18 protein-coding genes and 3 tRNA genes are annotated in these 20,828 nt (G+C 69.4%); 13 read left to right on the forward strand and 8 right to left on the reverse strand.

All coding sequences use genetic code 11. From position 1 onward, the window contains the following. Nucleotides 1–33: 33 nt before the first annotated feature. The 3 genes from ACFC1W_RS04755 (at nucleotide 34) to ACFC1W_RS04765 (ending at nucleotide 359) form a co-directional block, all read left to right on the forward strand. A tRNA-Glu gene (locus ACFC1W_RS04755) sits at nucleotides 34–106 on the forward strand. Between the two features lie 30 nt (nucleotides 107–136). Continuing rightward, a tRNA-Asp gene (locus ACFC1W_RS04760) sits at nucleotides 137–210 on the forward strand. A gap of 76 nt (nucleotides 211–286) precedes the next feature. Continuing rightward, nucleotides 287–359, forward strand: a tRNA-Phe gene (locus ACFC1W_RS04765). A gap of 375 nt (nucleotides 360–734) precedes the next feature. Here the strand turns inward: ACFC1W_RS04765 and ACFC1W_RS04770 are convergent. Together ACFC1W_RS04770 and ACFC1W_RS04775 are read right to left on the reverse strand one after the other, a co-directional pair. Beyond that, on the reverse strand, nucleotides 735–1,241 hold the full coding sequence (locus tag ACFC1W_RS04770; RefSeq protein WP_375989247.1) for a glycine cleavage system protein R: 507 nt from the start codon (nucleotides 1,239–1,241) through the stop codon (nucleotides 735–737). Nucleotides 1,242–1,274: 33 nt separating this feature from the next. After that, nucleotides 1,275–1,634, reverse strand: coding sequence for a hypothetical protein (locus ACFC1W_RS04775; protein ID WP_375989249.1), 360 nt, complete (start codon nucleotides 1,632–1,634; stop codon nucleotides 1,275–1,277). Nucleotides 1,635–1,711: 77 nt separating this feature from the next. On the opposite strand from ACFC1W_RS04775, the gene ACFC1W_RS04780 reads away from it, so the two are divergent. Both ACFC1W_RS04780 and ACFC1W_RS04785 read left to right on the forward strand, forming a co-directional pair. Continuing rightward, nucleotides 1,712–2,728, forward strand: coding sequence for a glycosyltransferase family 4 protein (locus ACFC1W_RS04780; RefSeq protein WP_375989252.1), 1,017 nt, complete (start codon nucleotides 1,712–1,714; stop codon nucleotides 2,726–2,728). Continuing rightward, nucleotides 2,725–3,843: a glycosyltransferase gene (locus tag ACFC1W_RS04785; RefSeq protein ID WP_375989254.1), complete on the forward strand. Its 1,119-nt coding sequence runs from the start codon at nucleotides 2,725–2,727 to the stop codon at nucleotides 3,841–3,843. Before ACFC1W_RS04780 ends, ACFC1W_RS04785 begins: the two co-directional genes overlap by 4 nt. Before the next feature lie 7 nt (nucleotides 3,844–3,850). Here the strand turns inward: ACFC1W_RS04785 and ACFC1W_RS04790 are convergent, their stop codons facing one another. Next, a complete protein-coding gene (locus tag ACFC1W_RS04790; RefSeq protein WP_375989257.1) occupies nucleotides 3,851–5,407 on the reverse strand; it encodes a sugar transferase in 1,557 nt (518 codons plus the stop codon). A 306-nt stretch (nucleotides 5,408–5,713) separates the two neighbouring features. Here ACFC1W_RS04790 and ACFC1W_RS04795 point away from each other — a divergent pair, with 306 nt between their 5' ends. Next, a complete protein-coding gene (locus tag ACFC1W_RS04795; protein WP_375989259.1) occupies nucleotides 5,714–6,859 on the forward strand; it encodes a glycosyltransferase family 4 protein in 1,146 nt (381 codons plus the stop codon). Between the two features lie 9 nt (nucleotides 6,860–6,868). Here ACFC1W_RS04795 and ACFC1W_RS04800 read toward each other — a convergent pair whose 3' ends face one another. Both ACFC1W_RS04800 and lhgO read right to left on the reverse strand, forming a co-directional pair. Then, nucleotides 6,869–8,821, reverse strand: coding sequence for a glycosyltransferase (locus ACFC1W_RS04800; protein ID WP_375989262.1), 1,953 nt, complete (start codon nucleotides 8,819–8,821; stop codon nucleotides 6,869–6,871). A gap of 34 nt (nucleotides 8,822–8,855) precedes the next feature. Next, nucleotides 8,856–10,046 carry an L-2-hydroxyglutarate oxidase gene (gene lhgO, locus ACFC1W_RS04805; RefSeq protein WP_375989264.1) on the reverse strand — a complete coding sequence of 397 codons (1,191 nt, stop codon included), beginning with the start codon at nucleotides 10,044–10,046 and terminating at the stop codon, nucleotides 8,856–8,858. Between the two features lie 221 nt (nucleotides 10,047–10,267). On the opposite strand from lhgO, the gene ACFC1W_RS04810 reads away from it, so the two are divergent. The 3 genes from ACFC1W_RS04810 to ACFC1W_RS04820 are packed head-to-tail and all read left to right on the forward strand — an operon-like array spanning nucleotide 10,268 to nucleotide 13,350. Further along, nucleotides 10,268–10,813, forward strand: coding sequence for a hypothetical protein (locus ACFC1W_RS04810; protein WP_241111789.1), 546 nt, complete (start codon nucleotides 10,268–10,270; stop codon nucleotides 10,811–10,813). Beyond that, nucleotides 10,810–11,895: a hypothetical protein gene (locus ACFC1W_RS04815; RefSeq protein WP_375989267.1), complete on the forward strand. Its 1,086-nt coding sequence runs from the start codon at nucleotides 10,810–10,812 to the stop codon at nucleotides 11,893–11,895. The genes ACFC1W_RS04810 and ACFC1W_RS04815 overlap by 4 nt, the downstream gene beginning before the upstream one ends. Before the next feature lie 12 nt (nucleotides 11,896–11,907). Further along, the gene (locus tag ACFC1W_RS04820) at nucleotides 11,908–13,350 is read left to right on the forward strand and encodes a phytoene desaturase family protein (protein WP_375989270.1); all 1,443 of its coding nucleotides are present in this window, start codon (nucleotides 11,908–11,910) and stop codon (nucleotides 13,348–13,350) included. Here ACFC1W_RS04820 and ACFC1W_RS04825 read toward each other — a convergent pair. Together ACFC1W_RS04825 and ACFC1W_RS04830 are read right to left on the reverse strand one after the other, a co-directional pair. Then, nucleotides 13,336–14,469, reverse strand: coding sequence for an acyltransferase family protein (locus ACFC1W_RS04825; RefSeq protein WP_375989272.1), 1,134 nt, complete (start codon nucleotides 14,467–14,469; stop codon nucleotides 13,336–13,338). The two genes, ACFC1W_RS04820 and ACFC1W_RS04825, sit on opposite strands and share 15 nt — an antisense overlap. A gap of 102 nt (nucleotides 14,470–14,571) precedes the next feature. Beyond that, nucleotides 14,572–15,447 (reverse strand): glycosyltransferase family 2 protein, encoded by an 876-nt coding sequence (locus ACFC1W_RS04830; RefSeq protein ID WP_375989274.1) that lies wholly within the window; start codon nucleotides 15,445–15,447, stop codon nucleotides 14,572–14,574. Nucleotides 15,448–15,569: 122 nt separating this feature from the next. On the opposite strand from ACFC1W_RS04830, the gene ACFC1W_RS04835 reads away from it, so the two are divergent. Beyond that, nucleotides 15,570–16,559: a glycosyltransferase gene (locus ACFC1W_RS04835; protein WP_375989276.1), complete on the forward strand. Its 990-nt coding sequence runs from the start codon at nucleotides 15,570–15,572 to the stop codon at nucleotides 16,557–16,559. 43 nt (nucleotides 16,560–16,602) lie between these two features. After that, nucleotides 16,603–17,637, forward strand: coding sequence for a glycosyltransferase (locus tag ACFC1W_RS04840; protein WP_375989278.1), 1,035 nt, complete (start codon nucleotides 16,603–16,605; stop codon nucleotides 17,635–17,637). On the opposite strand, the gene ACFC1W_RS04845 is transcribed toward ACFC1W_RS04840, so the two are convergent. After that, nucleotides 17,638–18,462, reverse strand: coding sequence for a polysaccharide deacetylase family protein (locus ACFC1W_RS04845; RefSeq protein WP_375989280.1), 825 nt, complete (start codon nucleotides 18,460–18,462; stop codon nucleotides 17,638–17,640). 157 nt (nucleotides 18,463–18,619) lie between these two features. Here ACFC1W_RS04845 and ACFC1W_RS04850 point away from each other — a divergent pair, with 157 nt between their 5' ends. Further along, entirely contained in the window at nucleotides 18,620–19,693 is a 1,074-nt protein-coding gene (locus tag ACFC1W_RS04850) for a glycosyltransferase family 2 protein (RefSeq protein ID WP_375989283.1), read from the forward strand. A 147-nt stretch (nucleotides 19,694–19,840) separates the two neighbouring features. After that, nucleotides 19,841–20,821 carry a GNAT family N-acetyltransferase gene (locus tag ACFC1W_RS04855; protein WP_375989286.1) on the forward strand — a complete coding sequence of 327 codons (981 nt, stop codon included), beginning with the start codon at nucleotides 19,841–19,843 and terminating at the stop codon, nucleotides 20,819–20,821. The last annotated feature ends 7 nt before the right edge of the window (nucleotides 20,822–20,828 follow it).

Consider the following 20,828-nt stretch of genomic DNA (forward strand, 5'->3'; position numbering starts at 1 on the left):
CCCTCGGTAAGCGTGAGCCCCTCGGGTTCACCCGGCCCCATCGTTTAGCGGCCTAGGACGCCGCCCTTTCACGGCGGTAGCACGGGTTCGAATCCCGTTGGGGTCACATCCCGGGAACACACAACTTAACAAGCATGGCCCTGTAGCGCAGTTGGTTAGCGTGCCGCCCTGTCACGGCGGAGGTCGCGGGTTCAAGTCCCGTCAGGGTCGCTCCGAGCGACGGGCCCTTTTTCGAGAGGGCCTTTCGTCTAGGACGCGGCAGGTCTCGAATGAGATACCACCGTGCGGCTCTGTAGCTCAGTTGGTAGAGCGTTCGACTGAAAATCGAAAGGTCACCGGATCGATGCCGGTCGGAGCCACAAGGGTGATCGTTACAGTCACCCCAGGAACCCCCGCGTAGCTTCTACATCGCGGGGGTTTCGTCTCTCTCTGCACGAGAGCCGCGGTCTCCGGCCGAACCGGACAAGGCCCGCGCGATCGCCCCGGCGAGAGCCGCGACCCCGAACCTCAGGAATTGCTGAAGATCGCTCGATCAGCGTGTCCCCCATATGGGGGACAGGGTAGATTCAAACCACTGCGAATCCCGGGCAATCTGGGGAGATGGCTTCTGGGGAGCCGGCCCGGGAATTCGCGGTGCCAAGGGGGAGGCGTGGTCCTCGCAGCCACGGGTTTTTCCGCACAGCGATGCGGACGGCCTCCGGAGGAATTCCTCCGGAGGCCGATTTCTTTTGCGCTCAGTCGAGGGTGACGTCGACCTGGATCTCGGCCGCGAGCCGCTCGATCTCGGCGGCCACGGCCGCGATGTCCACATCGGCCGGGGCGGCGGCGACGACGGTGGCCTCGAACAGCCTCCCGCCCGCCATCGCCGCATCGCGCGTCTCAGTGCTCATCCGGTCGATGCTCACGCCGTGGGCGCTCAGCGCCGACGACAGCTCGCGCACGATGCCCGGGTGGTCGTTGCCCAGCACGTGCAGCACGAGATCCTGGTGCGGCCGGGGCGCAGCATCCGTCCCCGCCTGCACAGCGACGGTGTGGAGACCGTCCAGCCCCGCGAGCGCGGCGCGCAGGGCATCGGCGTTCTCGGCGGAGACGGACACCTCGACGATGCCTGCGAACGCCCCGGCGAGCTCGGCCAGCTGACTGTTCTCCCAGTTGCCGCCGTGCGCGGCGACGGCGTCGGCGACCGAGGCGACGATCCCGGAACGGTCGCTGCCGACCACGGTGAGCACGAGAGTTGTCATGGGCGACAGCGTAGCGACCGCCCCACGACAGAGTCAGACCCGCGGCTGCAGCTCGTCGGGCGCGGGGAAGGGAAGTCGGAACCGGTCGAGGTCGGCGCCGACAGCGGATGCCGCGCCGAACTCGTCGCCCACGACGGTGATGCCGCGGGCGCTCGCCTCCGAGATGCGCACCGGGCGCTCGGTGCCGTCGTGCAGGCGGAGCGTCCAGCGGTCGGCGAGATAGCCGATGCCCAGCGCCTCGAGCAGCTCCTCGGCCTCGAGCCAGTCGACGGGTTCAGCCGTCCGCTCGCGGCCCAGCAGGTCGAACACCCGGAAGCCCTCGCCATCGGCAGCCATCCACCCCAGCACCTCGCCGTCGGGCCGGCGGTGTTCGATCCAGTCGGTCGGCAGCACGGCCGCGAGCCTAGCAGCGGGTGAGCGCGGCACCCGCCTCGTAGACTGCACAGGACGAGCGGGGCGAGGAGGTGCTGGTGCGAGTAGTCCACGTCGTGTGCTCGACGGGCTTCGCGGGCGTGGAGCGGTACATCGTCACCGTGGCCGCAGGGCTTGCGAACCGAGGAGCGGAGGTGACGGTCGTCGGTGGAGGCCGGAGTCACATGGTGCCGGCTCTCGAGGGCACGGGCGTGGAATGGCTCCCCGGCGACGACATGCGCCAGGCTCTGAGGTCCCTGCGGGCCACCGGTCACGTCGACGTGCTGCACACGCACATGTCGCAAGCCGATCTCGTCGGCTGGATCGGCCGACGCGGCCGCAAGAGCACACGCCACGTGAGCACCCGCCACTTCGCGGGACCCCGTGGGACCGGAGCGTTCGCGCGCGCGGCGTTCGCGCCGATCGGCAGATCGCTCGATGCGGAGATCGCCATCTCGCGTTTCGTCGCCGAGCACGTCGAGCGCCCCGCACAGGTCGTCTACTCCGGCGTCGAGGATCAGCCCAACTCGACGGAGCGTGCGCCGTTCGTCCTCGCCGCGCAACGACTCGAGCCCGAGAAGCACACGGCTGAAGTCATCGAAGCGTGGGCGCTGTCCGATGGCCCCGCAGCCGGCTGGATGCTGCGCATCGCGGGGGATGGCTCCGAGTGGGATCGCCTCCACACGCTCGCCCACGAACGCGGAGTCGGCGACTCCGTCGAGTTCCTGGGCCACCGGACGGACATCCCCGACCTCCTCAGTCGCGCAGCCGTCGTGATCGCCCCCACGCCGCGAGAGGGACTGGGAATCCTCGTTCTCGAGTCGATGGCGCACGCCACCCCTGTCGTGGCCGCTGCCGGCGGCGGGCACCTCGAATCCGTGGGCGTCGCCCAGCCCGACCTGCTCTACCCACCCGGTGACGCGATGGCCGCCGCGCAGCTCCTGGACCGGCTCGTCGCCGACCCCGAGCTGCGCCTCACCTCCGGCGCCGCACTGCAGCGCCTGCAGCGTGAGCGCTTCACCATCGATGCCCAGATCGCGGGAGTCGAAGCCGTCTACGATCGGCTGCTCGCGTGACCCGGGACCTCGTCGTGCTCTCGCTCGAAGCCTGGGACGACGTGTGGCGTCGCAACCAGTACCTGATCGACGGCCTGCTGCGCGACGACCCGTCGCTGCGTGTGCTGTTCGTCGAGCCGTCGAACGATCTGCTCCACTCGGCGCTCTCCGGTCGCGGAGTCCGGCCCGGCCGCGGCCTTCGCCTTGCCGATCGCCACGCCGGGCGACTGCATCTCCTTCAGCCTGACAAGCTGCTCCCCCGCGTGGCGGGACCTCTCGCCGACGCGCTCCTGCGACGGAGCGTGCTCCGCACCGCACGCCGTCTGGGGATGCGTGCTCCGGTGCTCTGGATCAACGATCCGGGTTGGGCGGGACTGTCCGCCGCGACCGGATGGCCGACCGTCTACGACATGACGGACGACTGGCTGGCTGCGGACCGCCCCGCCCGGGAGCTGCGGCGCATCGCACGGAACGAGGGCCTGCTGATGGAGCGGAGCGCCGCCGTCGTGGTCTGCTCCGAAGGACTTCGCGACACTCGGCAGTCCCGACGGGAGGTCGTGCTCATCCCGAACGCCGTCGACGTCGTCCGCTACCGTGAGCCCACACCGCGCCCCGACGATCTTCCGGCGCGCGCGGCTCTCTACGTCGGGACCCAGCACGAGGACCGCCTCGACGTCGACCTCGTGATTCGGACAGCGGATGCCGCGGCATCCGTCGGCGGATCCGTCGTGCTCATCGGACCCTGCGCCCTCTCGGACGCCAACTCCTCACGGTTGGCCGCCCATCCGGCGGTGGCGATGCTCGGACCGCGACCCTTCGAGGCGGTGCCCTCGTACCTGCAGCACGCCGCCGCGCTGATCGTGCCGCACGTGGTCACCGGCTTCACCGACAGCCTCGACCCGATCAAGCTGTATGAATACCTCGCCGTCGGGCGACCGATCATCAGCACCCCGGTCGCCGGATTCCGATCGCTCAGCGCGGAGACCCTCACCATCGCGTCGGCCGACGGATTCCCCGGCGCGGTGATGACCGCGCTCCGCGAGCAGCGGCCGACGGCCGCCGTCTCGGGTGTCCCCGACTGGGCGGATCGGGTCGAGGCCTACGCCGAACTGCTCGAACCGCTCTGGAGCCGCTGAGGCCGAGTCAGTACGCGCCTTCGGCCTTGAACACCGTTCCGACGGTCTTGAGCAGGATCAGCATGTCACCGGTGACCGACCAGTTCTCGACGTAGCGCAGGTCCAGGCGAACGCTCTCCTCCCACGACAGGTGGGAACGCCCGCTGATCTGCCACGGTCCGGTGATGCCGGGCCGGATGTACAGCCGGCGGTAGGTGTCGTTCTCGTACAGGCTCGTCTCGCGCGGCAGCGGGGGGCGCGGTCCGACGATGCTCATGTCACCGAGCAGGACGTTCGCGAACTGAGGAAGCTCGTCGATGGAGAACTTCCGCAGGAACGTTCCGACGCGGGTGACCCGCGGGTCGCGCTTCAGCTTGAACAGCGGGCCGGAGCCCTCATTGAGCTCCGCCACGGTGTGGAGCATGTTCTCGGCGTCGACGTGCATGGAGCGGAACTTCAGCATCGGGAAGGTCTCGCCGTCACGACCGACGCGCGGCTGGACGAAGAAGACCGGCCCCTTGCTCTCGAGCTTGATGGCCAGTGCCACGAACGGAGTCACGATGGCGACGAACACCAGCGCGATCGAGGCGACGGCGATGTCGAACGCCCTCTTGGCGAGGTGGCGGCCACCTTCGAACGTCGGGATCTCGACCTGGATCAGCGGCAGTCCTTCGACGGGGCGAAGGGACATCCGCGGTCCTGCGACATCCACGAGCGGGCTGGACAGCGACAGTTCGGCTGCGGCGCCCTCCAGCTGCCAGGTCAGGCGCTTGATGTACCCGCGATCGCCTTCGGGGATGCTCGCCAGGATGACGGAATCGGCACCGAGTGACGCGGCGTGCGTCGCGACGTCGTCGACGGAACCGACCGAGACGTAACGCTGGCCGTCGACCATGATCTCGGTGTGCGGCTGATCGAGGATGACGCCCACCACCTTGTAGGCGTGAAGGCCGTCGGTCTGCAGGCTGTCGATGACGTACTCGACGTCGTAGCGGTTGCCGACGACCAATGCGCGCGAGACGAAGTGGCCCGCCACCCGCTGGCGCTGAAGCCAGCGGCGGGAAGTCCAGCGGGTGGCGAGGATTGCGGCAGTGCCGAGGGGCAGCGCGATGAGCAGCTGCGTGCGGATTCCCTGGGACTGCATGATGACGAAGGCGATGGCCGCGACACCGAACGCCATGCCGGTGGCGTGCAGGACGCGTCGATACTCGATGCCCTGACCGATCACGCGCGGTGAACGCGTCTGGAAGAGGGCCAGGAAGAGCAGCCAGACGGCGGCCGTCAGGACGAAGACGCGCCCGTACTGCCAGGGGGCGTCGGCCAGGTGGACCTGGGCGATGGCGGCGATCTGGATCCACGCCGCCACACCGGTCGAACCGATCACGACCGCGGTGTCGGTGAGGCGCAGACGCCAGCGATAGGCGCGCTCCCAGCGGTGCCTGTTCTCCAGGGTCGCGTTCGACGTCGGCGCGACGGCGGCCGACACTCTTGCGGTGGTCTGCGCGGGCGGCGCAGAAATCTGCACGGACGGCGTCGCCAAAGGACGGCGTGTCCCCAACAGCTGACGCTCGAAAGCGGTCGTCACGATGTGGCCCTCCCCAGGTGGGCACAAAAAGCCGCGCGACCCCCCGGCCGCACGTACTATCCCCAGTCACCCGCGATCCCACACCGCGAGCCAAGCACTCCTGCTGGTAGTGCTGTCAGACCCTCACCTTCCCAAGAGGAGGATCACCAGCAGAAGATACATAGCGCACTCTATCGGCATCCGGCCCTGGAGTGTGAGAGATATCTCACGATTTCTGCAGGATTCGCCACCGACGGGGCGTGATCCGCAGAATCGAGGGTCACTGCGACCACCGTCGCCCTGCGCGCGCCTGGCTAGCATGAGTTGATGCGCGTCGCCATGTCGTCCTATGCCTTCAACAACGAAGGAGGCATCGAGCGCGCGTCCTATGAACTGGCGCTCCGCATGGCGGACCGCATCGATCTGACTCTGGTGTCGGCGAAGATCGACCCTCTTCCCCAGCCCCCGCTGCGGTGGCACCAGGTGCCGATGGCACCCTCGCCCGGGTTCGCCATCCCCGTGACCTACTCGGCGGCGGCGAGCCGAAGCATCCGCTCCCTCGACGTCGACATCGTCCACAACCAGGGCGGCTGCGCGACCCGGGTGCAGGACGTCATCACCGCGCACAGCTGCCACCGGGCGTGGTGGGAGATGAAGTTCCGCAACGGCGAGGCGCTGCGCGCCATCGCCAACCCCTTCCATCACGCCGTGCTGCAGGTCGAGCAGCGCAACTACCGGCCCGGCAGGTTCCGCCGCGCGATCGCGGTGTCGCCGAGCGTCGCCCGCGAGCTGACGCAGTACTACGGCGCCGACCCCGACCGCATCACCGTGATCCCGAACGCCGTCGACGTGCGGCGGTTCCAGCCGGCTGACGCCCCGGCGATCCGCGCGAAGGTGCGTGCCCGCCACGGCTACGGCGACGACGACGTGGTGCTGCTGTTCGTCGGCAAGGAGTTCCGCCGCAAGGGACTGGCAGCCGTCATCGACGCGCTGCCCGTTCTGCCGCCGACCACGCGCCTGCTCGTGGTCGGCGGCGACGACCCCCGGCCGTTCCGCGCCCAGGCCGCCGCGCTGGGCGTGGGCGACCGGATCGTCTTCACGGGGCACTCGCCGGTCGTCGAAGAGTACTTCCAGGCGGGCGATGTCTTCGTGTTCCCGACGATCTACGAGGCGTTCGGTCTGGTCATGCTCGAGGCGGCGGCAGCGGGCCTTCCCGTCGTCGCCACCCCGCTCGGGGTCGCGGAGGAGATGATCGAGAACGGGCGCAACGGCGCACTGATCGAGCGCGACGGGGCATCGATCGCAGCGGCTGTCGCCCCGCTCGTCGCCGATCGCGACCTGCGCCGGCGCATGGGCGAGGAAGCGCGAGCGGATGCCTCGGCCTACACCTCGTGGGAAGCGGTGGCGCAGCGCACGCTCGACGTGTACGCCGAGGTCGCCGAGGAGAAGCTGCGCACCCGATCCGCCGCCTGAGCGGGCGGATCAGCCGATGCGGTCGGCGTACGCGACCGGACCCTCGACGAAGATCGCGCGGCGGCGTCTGGCGGCCTCGCGGGCGGAGCCTCGCCCCACCCACGCGCGTACCGTCGCCCCCGTGATGACACCCGCGCGGAACACGTGCCACCCCAGGGCTCCGAAATGCTTGCGCTGGTACTTCTCGTTGCTCGCGAAGAACAGCGCCTCGCGGCGGGTGCCGTCGCCGCCCGTGCCCGCGCCCACGTGCGTCGCGGTCACCGGCGCGACGGCGATGCCCCACCCGGCATCGCGCGCCCGCTTCTGCCAGTCGACCTCCTCGGCATAGAGGAAGAACTGCTCGTCGAACAGGCCGATCTGCGCGATCGCCTCGGCCCGCAGCAGCAGGACCGACCCGATCGCGAATCCCTTGGCCCGGTCGAACCGTCCGAGGCCGAGCGCGTCGATCCACGCCCGGACCGGGCTGGGGAACGGCCACCACACTCGCACGGTCTCGCCGCTGGATGGCTCGGTCTGGGTTGCGCCCACCGCCGCGAGCGAGGGCGTGGCATGGAGGGCCGCGTGCATCGCGGAGATGCCCTCCGCCGAGATGCGCGCGTCGGGGTTGAGGAGCAGCACGTCGTCGCCGGCGAGTCCCCGCTCGGCGAGAGACCTGAGGGCGACGTTCACCCCTGCGCCGAATCCGAGATTCGTTCCCGGGTCGATGTAGACGGCTCCGCGTCGCTCGGCGAGCGCGCGGGTCTCGGCGGCGGAGGAGTTGTCGACGATCGTCACGCCGAAGCCGGAGCCGATGCCTTCGAGGGCGCCCTCGAGCAGGTCGGGGTCGCCGTAGGCGATCGCGACGACCTGCGGGGGACGCCCGGCGCCGGCGTCGCGCCGGGGGGCGACGCTGCGATACAGGGCGGCGTGCTGCTCGGCGACCCGTTGCCACGTGAACTCGGTCGCGCGGGCGAGGCCCCGCTCGCGCAGGCCCGACCACCGGGACGGCTCGAGCGCTTCGTCGAGTCCGGCGGCAAGCGCCTCGGGGTCACCCGCCTCTACCAGCACGCCCGCGTCGGCGACCACGTCGGGGATCGCACCGGAGCGGCTGGCGACGACCGGCACTCCAGAGGCCATCGCCTCGACCGCGACCCGGCAGAACTGCTCGAGCCACCCCGGCCAGGGAATCGACGGCACGGCGATCGCATCGAGCCGCCGATAGCGGTCGGCGAGCTCGGCGCCCTGTGCGAACCCGAGGAACGTGACGCGGTCCGAGATGCCGAGGCGGGCGGCGAGCGCCACGAGCTCGGCGCGCTGGCTGCCGTCCCCGCTGATCTCGATGCGCCAGTGAGGACGGGATGCCGCAGCCTCGAGCAGGTGCGCGACGCCCTTGTACGGCTCGAGCCGGCCGATGTACCCGATGACGGGCTCGGGTCGCGGTGAGGACGTGTCGGCCGGGCTGAAGCGCTCGGTGTCGACACCGAGGGGGATGAGCTCGGCCGGCCCGCGAAGACCTTTGCGTCGGAGGATCTCGCCCGCCTCCCGATTGCACACGTAGGCACCTGCCGCGCCGCGGAGCGCGGCCGATTCGAACCACCGAAACGGGATCGAGTAGCGCTTCTCGATGTTCTGCGCCGAGTACAGCACGTACGGGGCCTTCAGCCGCAGAATCCGGCGCAGCAGGAGCACCTCGGCCGTGGCGAGCGAGAAGGGCTCCTCATGCAGGTCGATGAGGTCGGGCCGTCCGCGCAGCAGCCGCCAGATCGGACGGGGGTCGTAGAGGAAGGCGTTCGGGTGGGTGCCGATCGTGCGGGCGCCGACCACGAACGAGTCACCGTCCGCCGCGAGCGCGACGGTCTGCCCGCCCTCGTTCCAGCGCTCGGCCGAGACCAGTCGCACGTCCATGCCCCGCTGTCGCAGGCTTCGTTCCCGATCCCGCCACGCTGACACGACAGCGTGATGAGCGACGCGCAGCACCCTCATTCGGCCCCTCCCGGTCCGACTCTAGCCATCACGATCACGACAGGTACTTCTCGGCGACGTACTCCGCGATGGCCATCGAGGAGGTCGCCGCCGGCGAAGGAGCGTTGCGCAGCACGGTGACGGCGCCGACCTGGTCGACGGCGAAGTCGTCCAGCAGGCTTCCGTCGCGGCCCCATGCCTGTGCACGGACTCCGGCGGGGGCGCGATGCGAGAGGTCCGACATCTTCAGCTCCGGAACGAAGCGGCGGGCTTTCCGGTAGTAGAGCGCTTTGAGCAGCGATGCGGAGATCTCATCGACGCCCATGCGCCAGTGCTGACGGACGAGCGGCAGGGCACCCGGCCACCGGAGGGACTCCCAGGTGTCCTTCGGCGAGATTCGCAGCCATCCGTATCCCTCGCGGGCCAGCGCCGGCACCGCGTTGGGTCCGACGTGCACGCCGTCGTAGACGCCTCGGGTGAAGTGGACGCCGAGGAACGGGAAGCGCGGATCCGGCACGGGGTAGATCATGCCCCGCACGAGCTTGGCGCTCTCGGGTGTCATGTCCCAGTACTCGCCCCGCATCGGCAGGATCTTGGGGGCGGCATCGGCGCCGACGAAGCGCGCAACGACATCCGAGTGGAGCCCCGCACACACCACGACCCGCTCGAATCGGTCCTCGGTCGCCGCGGTGACCACGCGGACCCGCCCGTTCTCGGAGGTCATCGCGGTCACCTCGTGCGCGAGGAGGATGCGTCCGCCCGCCGCGCGCACGTCCTGGGCCATCGCCTCGGTGATCGCCGAGTAGTCGACGGCAGCCGTGCGCGGCGAGTGGACGGCCGCTATGCCGGCGACGTGGGGCTCGATCTCGCGAAGGCCTGCGGGGTCGTCGATGCGCGCAAGGTCGGGGACCCCGTTCTCGATGGAGCGCCGCTCGATCTCGGCGAGCGCGTGGAGCTCGGACTCGTCGACGGCAACGACGAGCTTGCCCACCTCCCGGAACGGCAAGCCCTTCTCCTTGCAGAATTCGCGGAGCTGCACCCTGCCCGCAGCGCACAGCATCGCCTTCAGCGATCCGGGCTTGTAGTAGAGCCCGGCGTGGACGACGCCTGAGTTCCGTCCTGTCTGGTGCTGGGCCAGCCGGGACTCCTTCTCGAAGACCGTCACCTCGCTGCCGCGGCCGGCGAGCAGTCGCGCGAGCGCGATCCCCACGATGCCGCCCCCGACGACACCGACGCGCTCTGTCACCGGTCGAACTCCCTCATCCTCGCCGGATTCCCGCCTCGACGGACACGGGCCCGCGCCCTTCCCCTGTCAGCCTAGCGACGCCCCGGTGAGCGCGGTCGCGCACAGCCGCGGCTGACGGAGAAGAAAGGAGGGGCTACAGTATCAGCATCCACCTGCGGTCGGCGCCAGCCGATCCCCCAAGCCGCATGGGAAGGCCCCCAACTCTACGAAGGGATCGCCCGATGCGGACGCAATCCGAACTCTCCTCCCCGAGGAGGGCACGCTCGTTCATCCTGCCTGCGGTCGTGTCCGCCGTGGTGCTCATACCAAACCTCGTGGTGATCGCTCTCGGCGTCGAGGACTTCCCGTTCACGACCGCGCCCATGTTCGCCCACTACGTCGGGCCCGACTCCGAGCTGTACGCGCTGCGCCTCGAGGTCGTCAAAGACGGCACGGCCGAGCCCTTTCCGATCGAGGAGACGAATCTCAACCCGATCGAGTTCCAGCGGCAGCTGGCATCGTGGTACTACCGGCCCCTCGCAGACAATGCGCCGTTCCGTGACCTGAGCGGCGAGGCATCGAGTCCCGAGGGCTTCACGTCGGTGATGTCCGGGTACTTCGGCGCGTTGACGAGCTTTCTGCGTGACCAGCGCGGAATCGAGTACGACTCCGTCGGCCTGTATGTCGACATCGTGGACAGCTCGGGCACCCTGATCGAATCCAAGCCCGTGGGGACATACGACACATCCACCCAGACGTACACGCAGACGTACGAGGTGTCGCGATGACGACTGAGACGCCGGCACCGGAGACACGACTGACGCGAGCCCTCTCCCTGGTGTGGATCGGTCGGCTGAGCTGGATGCGGATCGCGCTCGCCCTCGCCTTCGGGGAGCGCACACTCGCCCTGATCGGAACCTGGCACGTCGGCGTCCCGCGCAACGGCGGCCACGGCTGGGTGATGAGCGTCGTCCCCGAGTCGGTGACCCAGCTCCTTGTGAGCCATCCGAATCGCGTGGCGGCGGTCGTCGTCGTCCTCATCGTGCTGAGCGTCATCGGGCTGGGGACACGCCCCGCGCTGTTCCTGCTGGTGCTCATCGGCCTTATCGCGCGCGCGATGTCGTGGAACAACGGGATCTTCGACCACGAGTCCTCGCTCACCACGCAGGTGCTGTTCGTGCTCGTGTTCGCTCCCGGCACCAACTCGGTCTCGGTGGAGCACCTCATCCGGTGGTGGCGGGGTGGACGGAGGGATCTCCTGGCGTCGCTGACGACCCCGTATCGGCAATGGGGCGTGTACCTCATCCTGGCGCTCCTCGCCGTCACCTACACGGCATCCGGGCTGTCGAAGCTCCGCTTCGGCGGACTTCAATGGCTCAACGGCGAGACGCTCGGGTTCTACCTGCGAGGCGTCACGGCCACAGAGACCGTGTACTCGGTCGGCGGAGGCCCGCCCACGTGGCGCGACGACCTCGGGCTTCAGATGTACACCTTCGCCAACCCGAGGTTCGGTCACTACGAGCCGGCGGTCCTGGCCAACCTGGTCGACTGGATGGCGCACACGCCGGCCGTTTCAGCGGCGTTCTCCATCGCAACCGTCCTGCTGGAGTTGGCCGGCTTCCTGCTCTTCGTGCCGAGGCTGCGCAGCGCCCTGCTCGTCGGATACATCTGCATGCACTCCACGATCGGCTTCCTCATGGGCCTGCCGTTCTACGAATACCAGATCGTCTGCCTCCTCCTCATCGAGTGGGAGCGGATCATTCCCTTCCTCACGCGACTCGCGCAGAGAAGGCGAGCCACCGATCACCCCGACGCCGAACCTGCGCCCTCGCGTGCTCCACTCGACGAGGCGGGAGCTCCTCGCCCGTGAGAGGACGCAGGGATGGATGACGCGGTCGTCATCGGCAGCGGCCCCAACGGAATGGCCGCTGCCGTCACCCTGGCCCGCGCGGGGCTGAGCGTGCGCGTGCTCGAGAAGGAGGACTCCATCGGGGGAGCTGCGCGCACCCTTCCGCTCACGCTGAGTGGGTTCCGGCATGATGTCGGAGCGGCGATCCACCCGCTCGCGCTGGCCTCGCCGTTCTTCCGTGCTTTCGAACTCGACCGCCGAATCCAGCTCACCGTCCCCGACGTCTCATATGCGCAGCCGCTGGCGGGAGCGGCCGGCGCAACCGCTTACCGCTCGCTCGGACGCACAGCCGCTGAGCTCGGCCGGGACGGATCCGCCTGGGCGCGCCTGTTCGGTCCTCTGGTTCACCACATCGACTCCGTGACCGATTTCACCGCAAACCAGATGCTGCGACTGCCCAGATCGCCGGTCACCGCCGCTCGTTTCGGTCTGCGCGCGCTCGAGCAGGGGAGTCCACTCTGGAACGTCCGCTTTCGTGAAGCCCGTGCGCCGGCCCTGCTCACGGGCGTCATCGGTCACAGCATCGGCCGTATCCCCAGCCTGGCGTCTGCCGCCGTCGGCCTCGTGCTCGCCGCGCACGGGCATGCCCGGGGATGGCCGGTACCGATCGGCGGCTCCCAGGCGATCATCGACGCCATGGCCGACGACCTCGTGGCGCACGGCGGCGTCATCGAGACCGGGGTGGAGGTAACAGATCTGCGAGAACTGGCAGGGGCCCGCATCGTCATCGCCGACACATCGGCGCGCGCACTGGCCCGGATCGGCCGATCGGTCCTGCCCCGCCGATATGCGCGCCGGCTCGACCGATTGAAGTACGGCGACGGGGTCGCGAAGGTCGACTTCGCACTCTCGGGACCCGTGCCGTGGGCGTACGAACCCGCTCGGCGAAGTCCCACCGTGCACCTGGGCGGCACGCGACGGGAGATCCGGGCAGCCGAAGCCGCCGTAGCATCGGGAGTCACGGCCGAAGCCCCCTACGTGCTGGTCAGCCAGCCCACGATCGTCGATCCCAGCCGGGCGCCCGCCGGGCGCCACGTGCTCTGGGCATACATACACGTACCGCACGGTTCGGCACACGATCCGACCGCCGACGTCATGCGGATGGTCGAGTCGGCAGCGCCCGGCTTTCGCGACCTCGTGCTCGCCAGCAACGCGTACACGGCGCATCAGCTCGAACGGCTGGACCCGAACCTGGTGGGGGGTGACATCTCCGCCGGCGCCATCACCCTGCCCCAGCTGATCGCGCGTCCCCGCCTCTCGCCTCATCCGTGGCGCACACCCGTTCGCGGTGTCTACCTCGGCTCGTCGTCCACTCCGCCGGCGAGCGGTGTGCACGGGCTGAGCGGGTTCTATGCCGCGCGACTCGCCTTGCGCGACATCTGCGACCTCGCGACGCCCGATCTACGGCTCCGATGACCTCTCCGCGGTCTTGACTGCCGGCGGCGTCTGCGTCCCGGCCTCGGCGGGCTTCCCGGCATCCGCCGGCTCGGTGCCGGAGTCGGATGTGCTTGGTCGCCGCCGCGGAAGATGCAGCCACAGCGGCTGCTCGTAGAGGAACACCGCCCGTCTGGTCAGTCGATGGATCACGAGGGCGACGGTGATGGTGAAAGCGGTGAGCAGCGGTACAAGGAATGGCTCGATCACCGACGGGATGCCCGCGAGCGACGCAATCAGGAGCCAGCCTGCGGCGAGCGGGTACCACTGAAGCAGATACACGTAGAGTGTGCGCGATCCTAGCCAGAACAGCCAGTCGAATGCTGCCCACCGGGCGAGGAGGATGGCCACGCTGCAGCCCGCGACGACTGCGAGAACGCTCAGCAGGAACCAGACGGCCAGATGCTGCGCGGACCCGGATTCGGTCCCGAGCCACCCCAGCTTGCGGACGGCGAGGACCAGCGCAGCGTACACGGCGGGAGCGATCAAGGTGTGCCACGCACGCAGCCGCGGCGCGAGCTGGCGCAGTCGCGGGCCGAACTCGACCGCCAGCAGGAAGAAGAAGAAGTACTTCCCGACTTTGCCCCACGAGCTGGCGGGGTCGACGATGAGCCCCGACTCGCAGAGCATCGTGAGGACGAAGGCCAGCCCGAGCTGCACGACAAGGGGCAGCTTCCTCACGAACCATCCGACGAAGAAGTACAAGGCGATGGCGAAGATGAACCACGTCGCGCCGTTGGGCCCGCCGGCGTCCAGCAGCAGATCGGTGGCCTGCGACGGCAGGTCAACGGCGTGGAACACGCCCCACACGATGAGGACACCGGTCAGGATCGACCAGAGCACGTAGAGCCACGTGAACTTCAGGACCCGCAGATCGACGACGTCGCGCAAACGCATCGATAGCACCCGAGAGGCGAAGATCCCCGCCGTGAAGAAGAACAACGGCATCCGGAACGACTCGAGGACGACCGACCAGTCGCCCCAGCGCCAGGTGTGCGCGTCAGTGACCACCGGAAAGGTCGCATGGAGGAAGACGACCAAGATGATCGCGATCCCCTTCGCGATGTCGATCCAACGCTCGCGCGGCTTGTCTGAGGGCATGCGTAGACCCCCGCTCCCCATCTGCAGATCCCCAGTCGCGGGCGAGGCCCGAGACTCTGCGCTGGGCAGTCTACCCCCGAACAGCCGGATGCCGACAGGGAATCATTTCGAGCGGATGCCGGCCTCGACGACCACCGGTCCGCGACGGAACAGCGCCATCCGCGCCCTCGCGGCGCGGCCCCGCTCACCGCGGAAGACGAGAACGCGCGGAAGCCCGCCGATGACGATCGACCACCGGCTGAGCTGCCAGCCGAGCCAGCCGTGGTGCTTGCGAAGAAATCGCTCGAGCCCTGCCTGCAGGAATACCTCACGGCGGTCGAGGTCAGTGCTCGTGCCCGCACCCACGTGCATCGCGGTGACGTCCTCGACCGCGATGTTGCGCCACCCTGCCCTCATTGCCCGGTACTGCCAGTCCGCCTCTTCGGCATAAAGGAAGAAGTCCTCGTCGAATCCGCCGACGGCCTCGAGCGCTGCGGCATTCATCAGCAGCACCGAGCCGATCACGTACCGCGGCTCGCTCTTCACGAGACGGCCCAGCTTCACCGCGTCGGCCAGAAACTGCGCCGGCTTCGGGTACGGCCAGGTGACCTGTTGGTGACTGCCGTCGGCATAGACCTGCGCCGGGCCGACCGTCGCTATCATCGGCTGCGCGTGAAGGGCCTGGTGCAGACGGGAGATCACCTCGGGGCTGACGACGGCATCGGGGTTGAGCAGCAGCACATCGGAACCGGGCAGGCGCCGACGGGCCAGCGCGTGGTTGACGCCGCCGCCGAATCCGAGGTTGGCCCCGGTGTCCCAGTAGGCCGCACCGGCTTCGCGAGCGATCCGTTCGATCTCGGGCATCGAGGAGTTGTCCACCACCGTCACCGCGAAGTCGCGGAGGGGGGCGAGCGCCTCGCGGATCAGGTCGGGCGCGCCGTAGGCGACGACGACGATCTCGACTCCGGCTTCGAGCCCGTCGACCATCGCATCCCCCATCGCGCACGGCGCCTCCCTGGCCTGCGCGGTCCAGCCTAGGGGAGCGCGCGCCCCACGCCCCCCATCCCCCATGATGGAATCAGCGTCCAGGGACGCGGTGGGCTGAGGGAGGGGAGCGAGAGATGGCTTCGCCCGATCGGCCTGCCGCAAGCGTCATCATCCCCGCCTACAACGCCGCCGACTTCCTCGCTCAGCAGCTCGGTGCGCTCTCCGACCAGCACGACGCGCCGTCTTTCGAGGTTCTGGTGTGCGACAACGGCTCCACCGACGGAACCCCCGCGATCGTGCAGGACTTCGCGCCCAGACTCGCGGGGCTGAGACTGGTCGACGCGTCGGCGCGCCGTGGCGCGTCGGCTGCGCGGAACATCGGGGCGGATGCCGCAGAGAGCTCCCGGCTCCTGTTCTGCGACGCCGACGACGTCGTCGGGCAGACGTGGGTGCGCTCGCTGTACGACGCGCTGGGCGCCGCGGTGTTCGTCGCCGGCGCCGTCGAACACAGACTGCTCAATCCGGGGCGGGAGTGGGACTTCGGCTGGAACGAGCCTCTGTTCTCCGATCCGGGACTGCCGCAGTTCCCCGCCTGCGGCTCGGGCAACATGGGAGTACGCCGCGAGGTCTTCGATGAAGTCGGCGGCTTCGACGAATCGCTCCGTGCGGGCGAGGATCTCGACTTCTCCTGGCGCGTGCAGCTGGCCGGGCATCAGCTTGTCGGCGTCCCGTCGGCGATCATCCACTACCGCAAGCGGGGAGGGCTGCGCGCGGCAGCTCGCCAGGGCCGCGCCAAGGGCGAGGGCACCCGGATTCTCGCCGAGAGGTTCGCGCTCGTGCGTGAGGCGTACGCGCACGAAGCCCGTCCGGCTGCCGCCGGCGCGTCCGTGACCGATCCCATGCCTGTCCCTTCGGCCGACGCGAGACGGCCCCGCTGGGCGGCCGCGGCGGACCGGCTTCGGAGGGTGCCGCGCAAGGTGGCCGAGATCGCGCGAAACCCGGCCGCGATCACTCCTTACGTGGCCGGGCTCGCGTTCGCGTGGGGATACCGCACCGCACGAGTCGACCATGTGACGCACGTATCGGTCCCCGACCCGCTTCCGCCGGCGGCGCGCATCCTCTGACCGGCCGCCGAGGTGCGCGCGAGCCTCGCGCTACGATCACCGGGTGACACCTGACGATCCTCCCGGCGGTGCTGTTCCGGCTGTCAGTGTCATCATCCCGGCGTACAACGCCTCTGCGACCATCGGCCGGCAGTTGGCGGCGCTGTCGCGCCAGAGGGTCGACGCCGCCTGGGAAGTGATCGTCAGCGACAACGGCTCGACCGACCGCACCGCCGATATCGCCCGCGAGTGGGCCGATCGACTGCCGTTGCGCGTCGTCGACGCGTCAGAGCGACGCGGCCCCGCTGCGGCACGGAATGCGGGCGCGGATGCCGCCCGCGCGCCCCTCTTCGCCTTCTGCGACGCCGACGACGAGGTGACCGATGAGTGGCTCGCCCATCTGCTCCGCGCGCTCGCGGAGGCTGAGGTCGTCGTCGCGTGCGCGCGCGTCGAGTCGCCGTACTCTACGCCCGAACGCCCCCTCTACGACCTCGTGACGACACTGCGGATGCCCTTCCTTCCCGAGCTGGCGTTCGGGAGCAGCTCGCGGCTCGCTCTGCGCGCCGGAGCGTTCGCCGCCGTCGGGGGCTTCGACGAGTCGCTGCGCACCGGTGAAGACGTCGACCTGTCGTGGCGGCTGCAGCTCGCCGGCTATCACCTCAACGAATCCCCCGACGCGCTCATCGTCCATCATCATCGGGACGGCTTCGCTGCGACGGTGCGTCAGTTCGCCGGCTACCAGCGCGGAAGGCGCCAATTGCGGCACCGCTACGCCCGTGTGATCGAGGAGTTCGACACCGCGCGCGGGAGCGCACCTGCGGCCGGCTGGGAAACGGGAGTGGTGAGCGCGGTCCAGCCTGCCGTGCAGCCGCCCCCCTCCCGCATGGGGCGCGTGATGCTCTATCTGAGAGACGGTCAGGAGCGCAGTCAGTTCGCGCGCCGTACGGTGCGATCGCTGCGCCTTCGCGCCGCCGTCTCACTCGGTCTCTTCCTCGGGCGGGTTGTCGGCCGGGTGGACACATCGGAGCCGCAGGTGGAGGCATCCCTCGCCCGTCGCTATCTCGAGCGGGAGCGGCCGTTCGCGGCGCCCGCGGAGTAGTCATCTGGCGGGCAGGCGCCAGGTCCACTCCTCCCAGCGGTCGTACCGACCGCGCAGAAGCGCGTCGAACACCCGCGGCGAGTCGACGCGCGTGACGAACGTGCGGGCGACCGTCCCCGGCACCCGCGTCTGTTCCGCCTGCGCGTAGATGACGTCGTAGCCCAGTTCCTGCGCGGCCTGGTGGGCGTCGGCGGGCCAGTTGCGCGACTGCCCCCAGGGGATGGCGAAGCTGGTGGTGCGAATGCCGGTGCGCTTCGCGATGAGTTCCTCCGCGTCGCCGATCTCGTGCAGCGCGCGCTCCTTGTCGATGCGCGAGAAGTCGGGGTGTGTGGCGGAGTGGTTTCCGATGTCTGCTCCGAGCTCGGCGAGACGGCTCACGTCGGCCCAGCTCAACGCATCGCCCCCGAGACCGTCCTCCGACCAGCCCGAGACCACGAAGACCGAAAAGGGGATGCCGTAGGAAGCGAGGATGGGAGCGGCTGTCGTGAGGATGCTGCGAGGACCGTCGTCGAACGTGATGCTGAGATCGCGAGGCCCCCCGCCCGTGCGCGCCAGCTGGGCGGCCGGAACGAAACGGTAACCCGCATCGAGCGCAGACTCGATCTGGCGGTGGAAGCGACGCACGCCCACGTCGTTGATGCCCCACCGCGGCTGTCCGACCGAGTGATAACACAGGATGCGGCCGCCCGCGCGAGGGGTGTCCCGGCCGAAGCTCGCCAGGGTGTGTCGATCGATGAGGAGTCGCGCGGCCTCCACGCCGCCCTTCGCAGCCGCCGCGCCGGCCGCGAGGCGGGCGCGGATCCCCAGTCCGAATCGGATCTCCACCGTCGCACTCTAACCGAGCCGGCTGGGGTGGCCCGGCGCCCCCTACTATGGACCTGCTCGGCTACGGACCTGTTCGGCGGGGCCGAGCCGACGGTGGGGACGCCGGCTCGGATCGCGGGTCGGTCGCCACGTCCTGTCGCGGAGGGAACCACGCACGATGAGGAAAGCCGATCCTGTCGCACTGAACACGACGCCCACCGTGAGCGTCGTGATCCCTTGCTACAACTACGCGCACTACCTGCCGATCGCCGTCGAGAGCGTCAGCACACAGGAGGGCGTCGAAGTCGACGTCATCATCATCGACGACTGCTCGACCGACGACAGCCTGAAGGTGGCGGAGGAGCTGGCCGGCCGCTACCCGCACGTGCGGGTGGTTCACAATGAGAAGAATCTCGGACTGATCGGCACGGCCAACAAAGGCCTCGCGATGGTGACCGGCACGTATGCGCTGCTCATCTCGGCCGACGACGCGCTGGCTCCCGGCGCGCTGTCGCGTGCGGCGGCGCTCATGGAAGCCCACCCGGACGTGGGGCTGACGTACGGCCCGGTGGTGTACTCGACAGGTCCAGACCTGCCGACAGACCTGCCTGCCCCGGCCAGTCACTGGGTGATCTGGGAGGGTACGGCGTGGGCGGAGCGGATCTTCCGCAACGGTGCGAATCAGATCTACTCGCCCGAGGCGGTCGTGCGCACGTCGACGATGCGCGAGGTGGGCGACTACGACCCAGCAGTGCCGTTCACCTCCGACCTGCAGATGTGGCTGCGGTTCGCCGCGCAGACGAACATCGGGTTCGTCGCCGGGACCACCCAGGCCTACTACCGCGTGCACGGGTCCAACATGTCGATGACACAGGGCGGGATGGTCGGCGACCGCAGAGAGCTCAGCGAGCTGCGACATCGCATGGCGGCGTTCGAGACTGCGTCCAGGGAGTTCCCTCGCGGAGCGCGGTACCTGAGCGCGGCGCGGCGGGCCGTCGCGAAGTACACGCTCATGCTGGCCCGGATCGCACGGGACGCGCCTGCAGACCCCGACTTCGTCGACGAGCTCGTCGCCTTCGCCGCCGAGCTCGACCCCGCAGCGCGTCGCCGAGCGGCGTGGGCGGCCTCGCGCACACGGCGGGTGCTCGCGCAGACGCTTGCCCGCACCGGCGTGCGCAGGATCGTCGTGGCGCCCCGGGTGCGGCAGACCGACCGAAGCAAGGCCGCGAACGAGGATACCGGGGTCTACTGACCACGCGGTGGCCCAGTCAGGATGGCTGACGGCGACTGCTAGCTTGGTCTTCGAACCTGAACTGCCGTGTAGAGAGTGGGGGCCGCGGTGGGTGCAGTGGAGCGTGCGAGCTTGTTGGCGGAATCGCTGAGGGCTCGGTGGCGAGGGTTGCAGGTTGTCGTCGAGAAGCGCCCGAGTGGGGAGTTCTCGCGCGCTCTGGAGCACCTCGTGCCGGCCGACGACGACCTCGCCCGGTTCGTCCACATGACCCTCGCTCAGCCGACGGATGTTCCCAAGCGCAACGTCGTCGTCCTGCACCGTGGTGAGCCGGTCATCGCGACGACGTTGCGTCTGCGACAGGATCGTTGGGAGCTCGCGAGCACGACCGCGGCCCCCACGTTCGCCATCCCCCACCGGGAAGGGATGCTCGAGCCTGCCCTGTCGGCACTGGGTCTCCCCATCCTCATCATCGACCACGTCGGTGATGCGAAGGACGACTTCCCTCGGCAGAAGCTCCACCCGTTCGATTCCTACGTGGCACCGCTGCAAGGCTTCGACTTCGACGCGTACTGGCGTTCGACCCGGTTGCGCGAAGACATCCGCCGCGCCGAGCGGAAGGCCTCGGACCTTCAGGTCGTGCAGGACGACGCCGAGGTCGTGAAGTGGTCGATCGACACCTGGGAAGGCCGTTGGACCGACCACCCCAACGAAGAGGCCGGCGCCGCCGCGGATCTGAGAGCGGTCTGGCCGGAGCTTCTTCGGCGAGGGCGGCTCATGTCGACCGCTCTCGTCACCGCCGACGGCGCGCCCGTCGCGTCGAACGTCAACCTCGTCGACGGCGACACGCTCGTCGGTCTGATCACCGCCCGCGACATGAGCGTCCAGGGAGTCGGATCGATCGGCACGCTCGTGGCGGTCGAGTGCTTCGACGCGGCGCGCAGGGCCGGGCTGGCAAAGGTGGACATCGGCGGCTTTCACGACCATTACAAGCGCCGTCTCGCCCCCGCCGGGCGCACGGCGTACAACGTCGAGATCGAACCGCGCCTCGTCGCCGCGGACACCGTCGCCCAGGCCGAGCGCGCCGCGCGCGCGCTGAAGCGTCGCGGACGCCGGCTCGCCGCATCCGTCCTCGGGCGGCGCGCGGACTAGTCGCAGA

This window comes from Microbacterium sp. NPDC056003, assembly GCF_042274785.1.
Classification (GTDB): domain Bacteria; phylum Actinomycetota; class Actinomycetes; order Actinomycetales; family Microbacteriaceae; genus Microbacterium.

Coding starts and splice junctions, on each gene's coding strand:
- ACFC1W_RS04795 (WP_375989259.1), top strand. CDS start 5,714: ATGCGCGTCGCCATGTCGTCCTATGCCTTCAACAACGAAGGAGGCATC.
- ACFC1W_RS04800 (WP_375989262.1), bottom strand. CDS start 8,821: ATGAGGGTGCTGCGCGTCGCTCATCACGCTGTCGTGTCAGCGTGGCGG.
- ACFC1W_RS04850 (WP_375989283.1), top strand. CDS start 18,620: ATGAGGAAAGCCGATCCTGTCGCACTGAACACGACGCCCACCGTGAGC.
- ACFC1W_RS04810 (WP_241111789.1), top strand. CDS start 10,268: ATGCGGACGCAATCCGAACTCTCCTCCCCGAGGAGGGCACGCTCGTTC.
- ACFC1W_RS04835 (WP_375989276.1), top strand. CDS start 15,570: ATGGCTTCGCCCGATCGGCCTGCCGCAAGCGTCATCATCCCCGCCTAC.
- ACFC1W_RS04815 (WP_375989267.1), top strand. CDS start 10,810: ATGACGACTGAGACGCCGGCACCGGAGACACGACTGACGCGAGCCCTC.
- ACFC1W_RS04830 (WP_375989274.1), bottom strand. CDS start 15,447: ATGGGGGATGCGATGGTCGACGGGCTCGAAGCCGGAGTCGAGATCGTC.
- ACFC1W_RS04825 (WP_375989272.1), bottom strand. CDS start 14,469: ATGCCCTCAGACAAGCCGCGCGAGCGTTGGATCGACATCGCGAAGGGG.
- ACFC1W_RS04770 (WP_375989247.1), bottom strand. CDS start 1,241: ATGACAACTCTCGTGCTCACCGTGGTCGGCAGCGACCGTTCCGGGATC.
- ACFC1W_RS04820 (WP_375989270.1), top strand. CDS start 11,908: ATGGATGACGCGGTCGTCATCGGCAGCGGCCCCAACGGAATGGCCGCT.